This window comes from Rhodanobacter sp. DHB23, from assembly GCF_014842975.1.
Lineage (GTDB): Bacteria > Pseudomonadota > Gammaproteobacteria > Xanthomonadales > Rhodanobacteraceae > Rhodanobacter_A.
Genome location: NZ_JACYXK010000018.1, coordinates 51,725 through 66,016, shown reverse-complemented (window position 1 = coordinate 66,016; position 14,292 = coordinate 51,725). Strand labels below are relative to the sequence as shown.

At 69.4% G+C, this 14,292-nt stretch carries 14 protein-coding genes; 3 read left to right on the top strand and 11 right to left on the bottom strand.

Annotated elements, in window-relative coordinates; translation table 11 throughout:
- The first annotated feature begins 93 nt into the window (after window positions 1-93).
- Entirely contained in the window at window positions 94-987 is an 894-nt protein-coding gene (locus IHE47_RS02290) for a LysR family transcriptional regulator (protein WP_192103816.1), read from the top strand.
- A gap of 193 nt (window positions 988-1,180) precedes the next feature.
- Here the strand turns inward: IHE47_RS02290 and IHE47_RS02285 are convergent, their stop codons facing one another.
- From IHE47_RS02285 to prmB, 10 genes are all read right to left on the bottom strand, one after another.
- A complete protein-coding gene (locus tag IHE47_RS02285) occupies window positions 1,181-2,215 on the bottom strand; it encodes a cupin-like domain-containing protein (RefSeq protein WP_192103815.1) in 1,035 nt (344 codons plus the stop codon).
- Window positions 2,208-2,864, bottom strand: a complete 657-nt coding sequence (locus IHE47_RS02280; protein WP_192103814.1) for a phosphoribosylanthranilate isomerase — start codon at window positions 2,862-2,864, stop codon at window positions 2,208-2,210. The genes IHE47_RS02285 and IHE47_RS02280 overlap by 8 nt, the downstream gene beginning before the upstream one ends.
- Window positions 2,861-3,628: a tRNA pseudouridine(38-40) synthase TruA gene (gene truA, locus IHE47_RS02275; protein ID WP_192103812.1), complete on the bottom strand. Its 768-nt coding sequence runs from the start codon at window positions 3,626-3,628 to the stop codon at window positions 2,861-2,863. Before truA ends, IHE47_RS02280 begins: the two co-directional genes overlap by 4 nt.
- Window positions 3,629-3,923: 295 nt before the next feature.
- Window positions 3,924-6,131, bottom strand: a complete 2,208-nt coding sequence (locus IHE47_RS02270) for a FimV/HubP family polar landmark protein (RefSeq protein WP_192103810.1) — start codon at window positions 6,129-6,131, stop codon at window positions 3,924-3,926.
- 184 nt (window positions 6,132-6,315) lie between these two features.
- Window positions 6,316-6,600 carry a hypothetical protein gene (locus tag IHE47_RS02265; protein ID WP_192103808.1) on the bottom strand — a complete coding sequence of 95 codons (285 nt, stop codon included), beginning with the start codon at window positions 6,598-6,600 and terminating at the stop codon, window positions 6,316-6,318.
- A complete protein-coding gene (locus IHE47_RS02260; protein WP_192103806.1) occupies window positions 6,597-7,625 on the bottom strand; it encodes an aspartate-semialdehyde dehydrogenase in 1,029 nt (342 codons plus the stop codon). The genes IHE47_RS02265 and IHE47_RS02260 overlap by 4 nt, the downstream gene beginning before the upstream one ends.
- Complete coding sequence (locus IHE47_RS02255; RefSeq protein ID WP_192103800.1) at window positions 7,622-8,659, bottom strand: D-glycerate dehydrogenase; 1,038 nt, start codon at window positions 8,657-8,659, stop codon at window positions 7,622-7,624. The genes IHE47_RS02260 and IHE47_RS02255 overlap by 4 nt, the downstream gene beginning before the upstream one ends.
- Window positions 8,660-8,682: 23 nt before the next feature.
- Window positions 8,683-9,771, bottom strand: a complete 1,089-nt coding sequence (gene aroC, locus IHE47_RS02250; RefSeq protein ID WP_192103798.1) for a chorismate synthase — start codon at window positions 9,769-9,771, stop codon at window positions 8,683-8,685.
- Window positions 9,772-9,805: 34 nt separating this feature from the next.
- Window positions 9,806-10,390 carry a GNAT family protein gene (locus tag IHE47_RS02245; RefSeq protein WP_225561566.1) on the bottom strand — a complete coding sequence of 195 codons (585 nt, stop codon included), beginning with the start codon at window positions 10,388-10,390 and terminating at the stop codon, window positions 9,806-9,808.
- Window positions 10,365-11,285: a 50S ribosomal protein L3 N(5)-glutamine methyltransferase gene (gene prmB / locus IHE47_RS02240; protein WP_192103792.1), complete on the bottom strand. Its 921-nt coding sequence runs from the start codon at window positions 11,283-11,285 to the stop codon at window positions 10,365-10,367. Before prmB ends, IHE47_RS02245 begins: the two co-directional genes overlap by 26 nt.
- Before the next feature lie 101 nt (window positions 11,286-11,386).
- Here prmB and asd point away from each other — a divergent pair, with 101 nt between their 5' ends.
- Both asd and IHE47_RS02230 read left to right on the top strand, forming a co-directional pair.
- Window positions 11,387-12,232 (top strand): archaetidylserine decarboxylase, encoded by an 846-nt coding sequence (gene asd / locus IHE47_RS02235; RefSeq protein ID WP_192103790.1) that lies wholly within the window; start codon window positions 11,387-11,389, stop codon window positions 12,230-12,232.
- A 103-nt stretch (window positions 12,233-12,335) separates the two neighbouring features.
- A complete protein-coding gene (locus tag IHE47_RS02230; protein WP_192103788.1) occupies window positions 12,336-12,779 on the top strand; it encodes a hypothetical protein in 444 nt (147 codons plus the stop codon).
- Window positions 12,780-12,795: 16 nt separating this feature from the next.
- Here the strand turns inward: IHE47_RS02230 and IHE47_RS02225 are convergent, their stop codons facing one another.
- Entirely contained in the window at window positions 12,796-14,268 is a 1,473-nt protein-coding gene (locus IHE47_RS02225; protein WP_192103786.1) for a lytic transglycosylase domain-containing protein, read from the bottom strand.
- Between the last annotated feature and the right edge of the window lie 24 nt (window positions 14,269-14,292).

The following is a 14,292-nucleotide window of genomic DNA, read 5'->3' as shown; positions in this document are numbered from 1 at the left end:
CGGGAAGCAACGGCAACAGGCTCACACCTTAGCGCCTTGGCATCCTGTGAAAAAGCGAAAAGATCGCGTCGATACTTGAGCTAGACTCACAGCATGCCGGACCGCGACCTGCCCTCGCTGAATGCCCTGCGCGCCTTCGAGGCCGCCGCGCGACTGGGCAGCATGAGCCTCGCCGCGCAGGAACTGCACGTGACCCACGGCGCGGTGAGCCGGCAGGTGCGCGCACTGGAAGAAGCGCTGGGCCAACCACTGTTCGTCCGCCAGGGACGCGGCGTCGCGCTCACCGCGACCGGCCAGCAGTTGCGCGAGCAGTGCAGCACCGCGTTCGGGCAACTGCGGGAGGGCTGGCTGCAATTGCGCAATGCGCACGCCACGGCGGCCTGCGTGCTTGGCTGTTCCGGCAGCGTGCTGGCGCGCTGGGTGATCCCGCGGCTGGAACGCCTGCGCCACGAACTGCCCGCGCTGACCCTGCACCTGGCCGTGCAGGAAGAACCCGTGGTCGATCACCTGGCCAACGTCGATGCCTCCCTGCTGCTGGCCGCACCGCCCTGGCCCAGTGGCTGGCAGGTGCATGAACTGGCACCGGAACGCATCGGCCCCGTGCTCAGCCCGCGCTATCCCGGCGCCGACCGCCTGCGCGAACTGCCAGCCAGCGCGCTGTGCGACGAACCGTTGCTGCACACCGCCTCGCGTCCGCAGGCCTGGCCGGAATGGGCGCACGCGATGGACCTGCCGCCCGAATCGCTGCAACAGACCCAGGCCCTGCCCCATCTGTACTTTTTGCTGGAAGCCGCCGCGGCAGGCCTAGGCGTGGCCATCGCACCGCAGCCGCTGGTGGCCGACGACCTCGCCAGCGGTCGCCTGCTGGCGCCATGGGGATTCCGCGAAACTTCCGCGCGCTGGGCGCTGGTTTCGACGCGGCGTGGCGGCGATACGCGGCTGGCGGCATTGGCGCAATGGCTGCGTCGTGAGCTGGCGGAGGCATGAAAGCTGCCGGCGATCCAGTCAAATGGCCCCGGCGTCGTGCCCGAAGACAAAACTCCATCAGCACCGGACGCACGGCCCGCGCGGAGCGCACCCTGTGCGCGAATGCCTTGACGCTCGACCGGAGCCAAAGGCATTCGCGCACAGGGTGCGCTCCTTATGTCTCGATTCGCGCCCGCGGATTCTCCGCGGGCGCTCAGAGATTCTGCCGCGCGCCTTCCTTCAACTTCTCCACGACCTCGGGGGTCTGCGGTCCCAGCACGCCACGGCGCTGCTCCGGGATATGCGCCACGGCCTCTTCGCCGTCGAACACGTAGTAGTCCAGCAGCCTGCGCCATTGCTCGCGCTCCGCCGCCGGCAGTTCGCGGAAGGCCAGCAGGCAGTGGAACAGCGCCGCGCGCGCGTAGCCGGAGTTGTAGCCGGGCGTGTCCACCGGGCTCCACCAGTAGTTCATCAGCGCGTTGAGCTGCTGCAGCGATTCCACGTTGTGCCACCACAGCGGCGGCATGTAGATCGCGTCGCCGGGATGCAGCTCGGCCACCTGCGCGGCGGCCAGCGCCTGCTTCAAGCGCGGGTAGCGCGGGTCGTCGGGCCGGTCCAGTCGCGCCAGGCTGATCGCCGCACCGGTGGGTGCGAAATCCAGCGGGCCGATGTAGAGGTTGGGCAACTGTTCGGGCGGGAACAGGGTGAAGCGCCGCGCGCCGCACAATACGCAGGCGATGTTGCGCATCGAGTCGAAATGGGTGGGCGTGGTGGCCTTGTTGCCCACCCACAGCCGCGGCTCCACCGCGGGATCGAGGAATGGCAACTGGTGGTCCGCCAGCAGCCCCGGCAGGCATTCGCGCACGCGCGCGCTCTGGATCACCAGCGCCGGCGCGTTCTCGCGCCGGCTGTAGCTGGCCAGCCGTTGCAGGCCCATGGTCACCGGCACCTTGAAGTGCTGGTAGTTCATCTCGCCCAGGTCCGGCGAGTAGCCGACGATGCCGTCGGCCTCCGGCGCCACCATCAGGGTGCTGACGTCGGTGCCGTTGTCCAGCTCGGCCAGCCGCTGCGCAAAGGCGGTGGCCGACTGCAGCGCGAGCTTCACGATCGGCCACTCGCGCACCAGGCCGCGGATCACCAGCGGGCGGTCGCGGTCGACCAGGATGCGCGGGTCGAACGGATGGTCTGCATCGACCCGGCACTCTTCCATCGCGGCCGGTACGGGCACCGTGCCGGAACCTTCACTCATGGCTTGTCGTCCCCTTCGTCTGCGTCGCGCCCTCGTCCGCAGCGCGCACCGCCGCGATGAAATCATGCAGCTTGCCGGCGTCCTTGATGCCCGGCGCCGACTCCACGCCACTGGCCACGTCCACCGCCCACGGCCGCGCCGCGCGGATCGCCGCGCCCACGTTGCCCGCATGCAGGCCACCGGCCAGGATCAGCGGCTGTGCGGAATCATGCGGCAGCAGCGACCAATCGAACGCCTTGCCGCTGCCGCCGGCCTCGCCGGCGGCGTGGCCATCCAGCAGCAGCGCCGCGGCGCGCGGGTAATCCCGCAGGCGCGGCAAGGCCGCGGCACCTTCGCCCATCGCGATGGCCTTGAGGTACGGACGTCCGAACCGCGCGCACCAGCCGTCGGTTTCGTCGCCGTGGAATTGCAGCAGGTCCGGCTGCACCGCTTCGATGACTTCCTCGACCAAGGCAGCCGCGTCGTCCATGAACAGGGCCACCGCGTCCACGAACGGCGGCAAGGCGCGACGGATCGCCCGCGCCTGTTCCAGCGCCACCCGCCGCTTGCTGCGCGCGGTGAACACCAGGCCGATCGCGTCCGCACCCAGTCGCGCGGCCAGCAGCGCATCCTCGACGCGGGTCATGCCGCAGCATTTGATGCGGGTCATTGCGAAACCTCGGCCGGCAGGCCCCAGTGCGCCTCGTAGCGCGGCCCGATGAAGGTCAGCCCCGACGATGGCGCGGTCGGCCCGGCCACCTCGCGGTTGCGGCCGGCCAGCAATCCGGCGATCCATTCGACCGGCTGCTCGCCACGCCCCACCGGCAACAGCGAACCGACGATGTTGCGCACCATGTGGTGCAGGAAGGCGTTCGCCTCGATCTCCACGATCACCTGGCCGCCCTTGCGCCGCACGCCCACCGCCAGCACGCAGCGGCGAGGATGCGCAGCCTGGCAGGACACCGCGCGGAACGCGGAGAAGTCGTGCTCGCCAACCAGGGCCTGCGCGGCATCGTGCATGCGCGCGGCGTCCAGCGGCTGGCGCTCCCAGGTGACGTAGCGCGCGTCCAGCGCCGCGCGCACCGGCCGGTTGAGGATGGTGTAGCAGTAGCGCCGGCTGCGCGCGGAAAAGCGCGCGTGGAAATCCCCCGCCACCGGCTGCGCCCACAACACCGCCACGCCGGCCGGCAGGTTGGAGGTGGCACCCAGTAGCCAACCGCGCATTTCCCGCTCCACCGGCGCATCGAAATGCACCACCTGGCAGCGGCCATGCACGCCGGCATCGGTACGCCCCGCGCAGGTCACCTCGACCGGCTGCGCGGCGACCTTCGACAAGGCCGCCTCCAGCGCGCCCTGCACCGTGTTGCCGTGGGTAAGGCGCTGCCAGCCGAGGAAGTCGGTGCCGTCGTATTCGATGCCCAGGGCGATGCGCATGGATCGTGCTGTCGATTCAAAGGTGGTGAGCGTAACAGGCATGCTCCTTGCGATCGTCCTTGATCGCGAAGATCAAACGGGCGGCCATCCATGGCCGCACTTTTCAAAACTTGCGATCGTCCTTGATTGCGAAAGCCAAATGGGCGGCCACCCATGGTCACACTCTTCAAAACTTGCGATCGTCCGCGATCGCGAAATCAAATGGGCGCCCCCCCATGGCCGCCCTCTTCAAACGCAAACGGGCCGGCATGGCCGGCCCGTTTGCGTTGTCGTCCCGAATCCCGAATCCCGACCCTCAATGCAGATCGTCGAGCAGGCGCCTGGCCACGTCACGCTGCATCTGGCTGCCTTCGTGGATCACTTCCTCGAGCATGGCTCGGGCACCTTCGGGGTCGCCCATGTCGAGGTAGGCGCGGGCCAGGTCGAGCTTGGTGTCCACCGGGTCGTCGCTGAATTCGCGTGACTCGATGTCGTGGCCGGCCGGCTGCAATTCCGTTTCCGGCTCGTCGAACTGCCACGACTTCACCACCGTCGCGTCCTCGTCCGCCACATGCGGCGGTTCCGCGGCCGGCTCGGCCTCGTCGGCGTGCTTGGCCGCCGGTTCGTGCGCGGGCGTGAGGTCAAAGTTGAAGTTGTACTCGCTCACCTTCACCGGGTTCGCCGGCATCGGCGGCGGGCCGGCCGGTGCCGGCGCCGCGACCGGCTCGGCCGCATAACGGTCGATGTCGAAGCCGTGGCGGGCCTCCTGCTCTTCCGTCGACGCCGCATCGTGGCGGGCGAACAGCGGATGGCCAGGCACGAGGTCCTCGCCCATGCGCACCACCTGCTGCCATTCCTCCTGCTGCGGGTCGGAGACATGGGCGTACATGGCTTCGGCGGCGGCTTCGAAGTGGTCGATGTCGCGACGGCCGTAGTACAGGCTGACCAGTTCCAGGTGCAGGCCGACATCGTCGGGATGCTCGGCCAGCTGGTCGAGCAGCAGGTTCTGGTCGACATCGTCCTCGTCGCCGTGCGAAGGCTCGGCGCCGAAGCGATCGGCCAGCGACGGCGTTACCTTCGGCAGCGAGGCGGCAGGCTTCGCCTTGCGGCGGCCGAGCAAGGCCCAGACCAGCAGCAACAGGACGGCGACGCCACCCAGCACCTGGACCCAGAGCTGCGAGTACCACGGCTCGTCGCCGGCCGGCGCCGGCCTGGCGGCGACCGGCTTGGCCGGCGTGGCCTTGGCGGGCTCGGCCTTGGCCGGTGTGGCGGTCGGTTCGGGCTTGCCCACCGCGGGCGCCGTCGCGGCATTGGCCGGCGTCGCCGCCTGCTTGCCCGCGCTCGCGCTGCTACTGGCTGACGCCGGCAAGGCCGGTGCCGCGCTGGCCGCGGCGACCGGCTTCGGCGTGGCAACCGCCATCGCCGTTGCGGCCGTAGCCGCATGCGCCGGTTCGACGGGCGCGCTGGCCGTCTTGCGCGCCGCCGCCAGCTTCTGCTGCAGCTCGGCGATCTCGCTGTCCTTGAGCGCGAGCAGGCGCTGGTTCTTGTTGTTGATGTCGCTGAGATCCTTCAGCCGCGACTTCAGGTCGTCGCCCTGCTGCTGCAGGTTGGCGAGCGTCTCCTTGCTGCGCTGCAGGTCCTGGCGCAGGGCCTCGCTGTTGTCGGTGGCCGACTTGCTGCCCTGCTTCGCCGGCACCAGCGCCAGGCGGTCGCCGGTGGCGCCGTTTGCCGTGGGCGAACTGGAGGCGCCGGCGCGCATGCCCGCGTCGGCCACGCTGGTCGGCGCATTGCCCACCGTGCCGCTGCGCCAGTCGCCGTTCTGGCGGCGCACTTCCGCGGCGGCGGTGGCGATCGCGATCGCCTCGGCCTCGGCCTTGGCGGGAATGCGCAGCACCGCGCCGGCCTTCAGCGCGTTGATGTTGTCGCGGTAGAACGCGTCGGGGTTGGCCTGCTTGAGCGCCAGCAGCATCTGGTTGACGTCGACGCCGGACGGCGCCGTCTGGTGGGCCACCGTGGACAGGGTCTGGCCGCGTTCCACCGTCCAGCGGCCGTTGGCCGCTTGCGCGGGCGCCGCGATCCCGACACTGCTCGCCGGCCGCGGCGCCGCTGCGGGCTTCGCCGCGCGTGCGACCTGGGTCGGCGACGGCGCAGGGGTGCTGCCCGGCGGATCGAGCAGGATGGTGAACTCGCGCACGCTCTTGCCGCTGCTGCCGTGGATTTCGACGAGCAGGTCGAGGAAGGGATCGTTGACGGCCGTTTCGCTGGTGATGCGGATCACCTTGCGGCCGTTGCTGCCATCGACCACGGCGAAATGCAGGGGAATCCCGCCGGAGGCATCGCCCGAGGCCAACTGCACGTTGAGCTGCTGCAACTCGGCCGGCGTGGCCTGCTGCACCGGGATTTCCGCCAGCAAGGGCTGGCCCAGCGCCGATTTGACCTGGATCTGCCCCAGGTCCATCGCCAATGCATGGCCGCTGCCAAGGGCCAGGGCCACCAGCAAGGGCAGTTTCAACGAACGATTCATCACGTGCTCCCCCGAACAAACCGCAATGCCCGGGGAAGCCGCCACAATGGCGGCACTTCGGCCGGACGATGCGCCACTTTAGTTAGATGGAGGCGGATCAACAATAGGCGGATCGCAGACTTGCGACGCATTGCTACTGCGTATTCCAGAAATCGCGGGAGCGCCGGGGCACGTTCCCGGACGCTCAATGCCCCTTGCCGGCCGCCGGCCCGGCCTGCTGCGCCGCCTGCAGCTGCCGCCGCAGTTCGGCGATTTCCGCATCCTGCCGCTTGAGCTTTTCCGCCGCCGCCTGGCTGTCGGACTCCTTCGCGGCCACGGCCTGCTGCAGTCGCTGCACCTCGGCGCGCTGTCTGGCCACGCCGTTGCGCGCGGCCCCGGGCGCCTGCGCCCCGGCGGCGACCTGCAGGCACGACGACAGCGCGACCGCCAGCAGGCCGGCCAGCGCCGGCCCGCGTGCGCCAGGCCTCACAGGTAGCCCTCGATCAGCAGTTCGGCGATCTGCACCGCGTTCAGCGCCGCGCCCTTGCGGATGTTGTCGGAAACGATCCACAGGTCGAGACCGTGCTCGTGCGAGATGTCCTCGCGGATGCGCCCCACGAACACCGGATCCTTGCCGGCCACGTCGCCCACCGGGGTGGGGTAGCCGCCGGCCTTGCGCTCGTCCATCACCATCACGCCCGCGGCCTGCTCCAGCAGTTCGCGCGCCTGTCCGGCGGTGATCTTGTCGCGGGTCTCGATATGCACCGCCTCGGAATGGCCGTAGAACACCGGCACGCGCACCGCGGTGGGGTTCACGGCGATGGACTCGTCCTCGAGGATCTTGCGCGTCTCCCACACCATCTTCATCTCTTCCTTGGTGTAGCCGTTGGGCTGGAAGTCGTCGATGTGCGGGATCACGTTGAAGGCGATCTGCTTGGGGAACTTGCCCTTCTCCACGTCCTGGAAGCTGAGCAGCGCGGCGGTCTGCTTGCCCAGCTCCTCCATGCCCGAGCGGCCCGCGCCGGAGACCGACTGGTAGGTGGCCACGTTGATGCGCTCGATGCCGACGGCGCGATGGATCGGCGCCAGCGCCACCAGCATGCCCATGGTCGAGCAGTTCGGATTGGCGATGATGCCGCGCGTGGTGTACTGCGCGATGGCGTGCGGGTTCACCTCGCTCACCACCAGCGGGATGTCATCCTGGTAGCGGAACTCGGAGGTGTTGTCGATCACCACTGCACCGGCCGCCGCCGCGCGCGGCGCGTGCACCTTGCTGACCGAGCCGCCCGCCGAGAAGAACGCGATGTCCACGCCGTCGAAGTCGTAGTCGGCGAGGTTCTTCACCGTCACCTGTTTGCCGGCAAACTCCACCTTGCCGCCGGCCGAACGCTCGCTGGCCAGCGGCACCAGCTCGCTGACCGGGAAATTGCGCTCGGCGAGGATCGCGAGCAGGGTCTCGCCCACGGCGCCGGTGGCACCGACCATCGCAACCTTGTAACTGCTCTTCTTGCTCATCGGGTGGATTCTTCACGGGTGGGGAAAGGGGCGCGGGCCGCGGCCAGCGCTTCGGGATTCAGCAGGTTCGGCGGATGCCCCGCGTGCGGACCGTGGCCGAACAAGGCCAGCACATTGTCCACGGCCACCGCGGTCATGGCGCGGCGGGTATCGGTCGTGGCGCTGGCGATATGCGGGCTGAGCAGCACGTTGTCGAGCGCGAGCAGGTCCGGATGCACGCGCGGCTCGCCCTCGAACACGTCCAGGCCGGCGGCAGCGAGCCGCCCTTCGCGCAACGCCGCGGCCAGCGCCGCGTCGTCCACGATGCCGCCGCGCGCCACGTTCACCAGCACCGCGGCCGGCTTCATCCGCGCCAGCTCGGCGGCGCCGATGGCGTGGCGGGTTTCGGCCGTCAGCGGCAGCACCAGCACCAGGAAATCGGATTCGCGCAGCAGCGTGGCCTTGTCCACCAGGCGGGCGCGGCACTCGCGCTCGGTGGCCGCGGGCAGGCGCGAACGGTTGTGGTAGAGCACCGGCATGCCGAAGCCCTGCGCACGCCGCGCGATGGCCTGGCCGATGCGGCCCATGCCGAGGATGCCCAGCGTACGGCCGCGCACGTCGGTGCCCAGCCAGCCCCTGAATTCGGTGGCCCGCCACTGTCCGGCACGCAGCCAGCGTTCGGCGGCGCCGACCCGTCGCGCGGCGCCCAGCAGCAGCGCCCAGGCGAAATCGGCCACGCTCTCGTTGAGCACGTCGGCGGTATTGCTGGCGGCGATGCCGGCGGCGGTGAGCGCGGCCAGGTCGAGGTTGTCGTAGCCCACGCCGAGGTTGGCGACGATGCGCAACCGTTTCGCACCGGCCAGCTCGGCCGCGCCGATGCGTTCCTTCAGGCCCACGATGGCGGCGTCGCAGGCGGCCAGTCTCGTCGCCAGCTCGGCGGCGGTGAACTTCACCTCCTGCGCTTCCTCGTGCACCTCGAAATGCGGCCACAGCCGCGCGATCTCGCTCTCGAAGGTGGGGCGCGAAACCCAGACGACCGGTTTGTTGCCTGCCATGTCCACTCCAGCGTGCCGCCCTCTCAGGGAATGCGCGGCGCAACGGTGCCCACGTCGCCGCATTGCGCACGATGGCGCAAGGCGTGGTCCATCAGCACCAGCGCCATCATCGCCTCGGCGATGGGCGTGGCACGGATGCCGACGCAGGGATCGTGGCGACCCTTGGTGACCACGTCCACCGGCTCGCCGGCCAGGTTCACGCTGCGACCGGGGATCAGGATGCTGGAGGTGGGCTTCAGCGCGATCGAGGCGATCACCGCCTGCCCCGTGCTGATGCCACCAAGGATGCCACCGGCATGATTGGACGTAAAGCCGTCCAAACGCATTTCGTCGCGATGCTCGCTGCCATGCTGCGAAACCGCGGCGAAACCGTCGCCGATCTCCACGCCCTTCACCGCGTTGATCGACATCAGCGCACTGGCGAGGTCGCCGTCCAGCTTGCCGTAAATCGGCTCGCCCCAGCCCGGCGGCACGCCGTCGGCCACCACGGTGACGCGGGCGCCGACCGAGTCGCCGGACTTGCGCAGCGCGTCCATGGTCTTTTCAAGCGCCGGCACCTGTTCGGCGCAAGGCCAGAAGAATGGATTCTGTTCCACCGCCTCCCAGTCGAAACCGCTCGGCGCGATGTCGCCCAGCTGTGCGAGGTAGCCGCGCACGCGCACGCCGTGGCGCTCGGCCAGCCACTTCTTCGCGACCACGGCGGCGGCCACGCGCATGGTGGTCTCGCGCGCCGACGATCGCCCGCCGCCACGCGGATCGCGGATGCCGTACTTCTGCCAGTAGGTGTAGTCGGCATGGCCCGGACGGAACGTCGACGCGATGTCGCCGTAATCCTTGCTGCGCTGGTCGGTGTTGCGGATCAGCAGCGCGATCGGCGTGCCGGTGGTGCGGCCCTCGTACACGCCGGAGAGGATCTCCACCTCGTCCGCCTCGCGCCGCTGCGAGGTGTGCCGGCTCTTGCCGGTGGCGCGACGGTCGAGGTCCTGGCGAAACTCTTCCTCGCTGATCGCCAGGCCGGGAGGGCAGCCGTCGATCACGCAGCCGATGGCCGGACCGTGGCTTTCGCCGAAGGTGGTGACGGTGAAGAGCTTGCCGAAGGAGTTGCTGGACACGGGATTCGCACTGTATGCGGGAAACCCTTACAGCTTACCGCGGCGCAGCAATTCTTGCGCCCTTGCCGGGCCATTCGCTGGCCAGCAGCCCGAAGACGACATCATCGACCCACTCCCCATGGAACCGCAGGCTCTCCCGGAAATGGGCTTCCTTGCACATGCCCATCGCCTGCAGCAACGCCATGCTCGGCGCGTTGCGCGGATCGACCGAGGCGTACACGCGATGGACGTCCAGCCGGCCGAACAGCCAGTCGAACAACGCATGCAAGGTCTCGCGGGCGTAGCCATGGCCTTGCGCGGCGGGCGCCAGCGTGATGCCGAATTCGGCCTGTGCGTCGGCAACGCAGAAACCAACGTCGCCGATCAGCGCGCCATCCTCGCGATTGCGGATGGCGCGCTGGAACCACTGGCATGGCACCGGCGCGGCCATGGCCGACTGGCTGCCGATGAAACGCTCGGCATCGGCCTGCGCAGCCGGACGCCAGCCTTGATAACGACTCACCGCCGGATCGCCGCGGTAGGTGAACAGCGCCACCGCGTCCTCGGCACGCAGGGCATCCAGCCGCAGACGCGCCGTTTCCAGCTCCATCGGCTCAGCGTCGTGCGGCAGCGGCGGCATGGATCGCCGCCTTGTGCTCGACCAGGTCGCGCCGCTCCAGCGCGAACACGCCCATCTGCCCCACCTTGAACTCGATCCACACGAACGGCACTTCCGGCAACAGCGCGGCCAGTGCGTGCTCGCTCTCGCCCACTTCGACGATCAGCAGGCCGTCGTCGGCCAGCAGGTCGGCCGCCTCGTCGAGGATGCGCAGGCAGATGTCCAGGCCGTCCTCGCCGGAGGTGAGGCCGAGCTTGGGCTCGTGCACGTACTCGCCGGGCAGTGCAGCGTATTCGTCCTCGGTGACGTAGGGCGGGTTGGAGACGATCAGGTCGTACTTGCGCCCGCGCACGCCTTCGAACAAGTCGGACTTCACCGCCTCGACGCGCGACTCGACGTGCTGGAACACGATGTTCTCGCGCGCCAGAGCCAAGGCGTCGTCGCTGATGTCGACGATGTCCACCTGCCAGTCCGGGTTGTACTCGGCCATCGCGATACCGATGCAGCCCGAGCCCGTGCACAGGTCCAGCGCGCGCTCCACGTGGCGTTCGTCCAGCCAGGGCGCGAAGCCCGATTCGATCAGCTCGGCGATCGGCGAGCGCGGCACCAGGGCGCGACGGTCGCTCTTGAACTTCAGCCCGGCGAACCAGGTTTCGCCGACCAGGTAGGCCACCGGCAGGCGCTCGCTGACGCGGCGCTCGATCAACGCCAGCACGTTCGCGCGCTCTTCTGCAGTGAGGCGGCCCGCGCCGTAGGCCGGCGGGATGTCCGGCGGCAGGTGCAGGCTGGCCAGCACCAGGTGGGTGGCCTCGTCAATCGGGTTGTCGTGGCTGTGGCCGAAAGTCAGCCCGGCGGCCGAGAAGCGGCTGGCGCCGTAGCGGATGAAGTCGATGATGGTGGCGAGTTCGGCGGTCACGGCAATCCGGAATGCGGCAAATCGGCCGGCGATTATAAGCCCCACTCCCGCCTGGAGCGGGCATCCGCGATGGAGGGCATCGGCGCCCGTATACTGGCCGGATGACTTTCAAGGTATTCCTCCAATACGCCCTTCCCCACCGCTTCCTGTCGCGCCTGGTCTACTGGGGCACGCGCTGGACGTTTGCGCCGTGGAAGAACTGGCTGATCGCCACCATCGTGCGCAACTACCACGTGGACATGGCCGAGGCGGCGCAGCCCGATCCGCTGGCCTACCAGCACTTCAATGCCTTCTTCACCCGCAAGCTGCGGCCCGGCGCACGCCAGGCGGATGCCGATCCCGGCGCCCTGCTCTCGCCCGCCGACGGGCGCATCAGCCAGGCCGGCAGGATCGTGGGCGGGCGCATCTTCCAGGCCAAGGGGCAGGAATACACTGCTGCGGAATTGCTGGGCGACGAGGCTTCCGCGGTGCCATACCGCAACGGTCGCTTCGTCACCGTGTACCTGTCGCCGCGCGACTACCACCGCGTGCACATGCCTCTGGCCGGCACGCTGCGCGAGACGGTGCACGTGCCGGGACGCATCTTCAGCGTGGCGCCGTTCGCGGTGGAGGCGATCCCGCGGCTGTTCGCGCGCAACGAACGTCTGGTCTGCCATTTCGACGGCCCGCGCGGCCCGTTCGCGGTGGTGATGGTGGGCGCGATCCTGGTCTCGTCGGTGGCCACGGTGTGGGACGGACTGGTGATCCCGCCCTACGCGTCGTCGATCCGGCGCAAGTCGTTCGCCGGCCAGCACATCACGCTGGAGCGCTTCGCCGAGATGGCGCGCTTCAACATGGGCTCCACCGTGATCCTGCTGCTGCCCGAGGGCATGGCCGAGCTGGACGCGCTGGCGCCGCAGCAGGCGGTGCGGGTGGGGCAGCGGCTGGGCGTTGCACCCGAAAGCTGACGCGGCGCGTCGATTTGTGACGCATTGGGCGCATCCAGGCCCGCCGTATCGTTATCCTCGCCCGGTCGGCCGCGAGCCTGCGGCGTGAGGGGACGGAAATTCCATGCGACTGCTCAGCCCGGCCATTGCGCTCTTCCGCGCGCACCAGCTCGCCCGCCAATTGCGTGAGATAGAACGCTGCGTGCGCGCCCTGCCCCAACGCAACCGCACCCGGCTGAGCGTGCTGACCCTGCGCGAGATCGGCCAGGCTTCGCGCAGCGAATTCCCGCACCTCTACGGCACCGCGCCGGAAGCGCGCTACCTGCCCTGGGGCCAGGGCACCGGCGCGGGCTACGAACGGGCGCGCTCGGACAATCCCGAGGTGGCGCTGCGCGGCATCGCGCTGTGGCTGGCCGTGGCCTACCACGAAACCAAGCATTCGCCGCAGGACCGCCTGCTGCCGCAGCACCGCCAGGTGCTGCAACTGCTGAACGAGCTGAAGCGCCTGCATCGCCCGGTGGCGAACCCGGCCAGGAACTGGGCAGGCGCCGCCGGCGCCACCGCCTGACCGCCGCAGCAAGTCCTCAGCGGCACTCCGGCACGGTCAGCAGTTGCCCCACCGCAATGTGCTGGTGGCGCAGATGGTTCATTTCGGCAACCTCCTGCACGCTGGAACAGCGCAGCTTGCGCACGATGCCGACAAGGGTGTCGCCATGGCGCACCTTGTAGCTTCGCGTCCTGACCGGGCCGGAACGCTCCGGCGCGGGAGGATCGGCCACCACCGGCGCGGCGGCGGAATGCAGGTCCGCGGCAAGGATGGGCCACGGGCCGTCCACGCAACGCGCGGCATACGGCTGCTCCAGCAGCTTCGGCACCTGCAACACCGCGCCGGCCGGCTGCTCCTGCTGCGGATCGAGGCGCGGATTGAGGTTGCGCAGCGTGCGGAACCAGCCTTCCTCCATGCCGCCGGCCGAACCCAGGCACACGGTGAGTTCGCTCAGCGAAGCCGGCCGCTTCAGCGTGACGCGGCCGGGCTCGCCGTCGATCTTCGGGAAGCGCAGGTTGTAACTGTCCGGGTGCAGGAACAGCCACGCCGCCGCCAGCACCGAGGGCACGTAGTCGCGGGTCTCCTGCGACAGCTGGTTGTAGATGCGCGGATCGTAGAAGCTCACCCTGGTGTCGTCGCCAACCAGCCGGCTCATGCGTCCCTCGCCGGCGTTGTAGGCGGCGATGGTCAGCTCGAGGTTGTCGTTGAACACCTTGAGCTGCTCGTCCATGTACTCGGCGTTCGCGCGCGCCGAGGCGGCCGGGTCGAAGCGCAGGTCGAAGCCGTCGTCGGTGGTGAGGCCGAAGCGCATGCCGGTGGCGTACATGAACTGCAGCGGGCCGGCCGCGCCGGAGCGCGACACCGCATGCACCTTGCCGCCGGATTCCTTGGCCATGATGCCGAACAGCAGCGCCTCGGGCAGGTCGGCCTGCTGGTACGCCGGCCACATTTCGCTGCGCAGGTACTGGTAGCTGATCCACGCGTCGACCAGGTTCGGCCGCCACTGCGTCAGCCACATCTGCAACGCGGCCTTCACCGCACCGTTCATCGCGATCAGCTCGGACAGCTTCTGGCCGTGCAGCAGGGTCACGCTGCGCTGCGCCTCCGGCAGCGCGGCCGGGCCGCGCTGGTCCAGCGCCATGCCGGTCTGCGGGTCGCCGTCGTCGTTCTCGTCGCCGATGGAACTGCCGTCCTTCAGGCGCAGCATGCGGTCGTAAGCGGAGAAGAAGCGCTGCGGATCGCAGCCTGCGGTACCGCCGCAACGCACGGAGGCGTTCTTCACCGTATCCAGCGCCCGGTCCAGCGTCTGCTGCCCCGCCGCGTCGTTGCCGGCACGCACCTGCTGCAGCGCCGTTTCGTAACCCTGCGTGGCCTGGTCGAGCTGGGCATACAACGCCGTCACCGTCGCCGTCGGCCTGACCGATCCCGGATTCGCGCAGGCGGCCAGCAAGGCCAGTGAAGCCGCCAGCGGAACAAGGCGCAGGGATCGAACAAGACGAGCAGACCGCATGACAAGAACCATCCGACGAAAGAC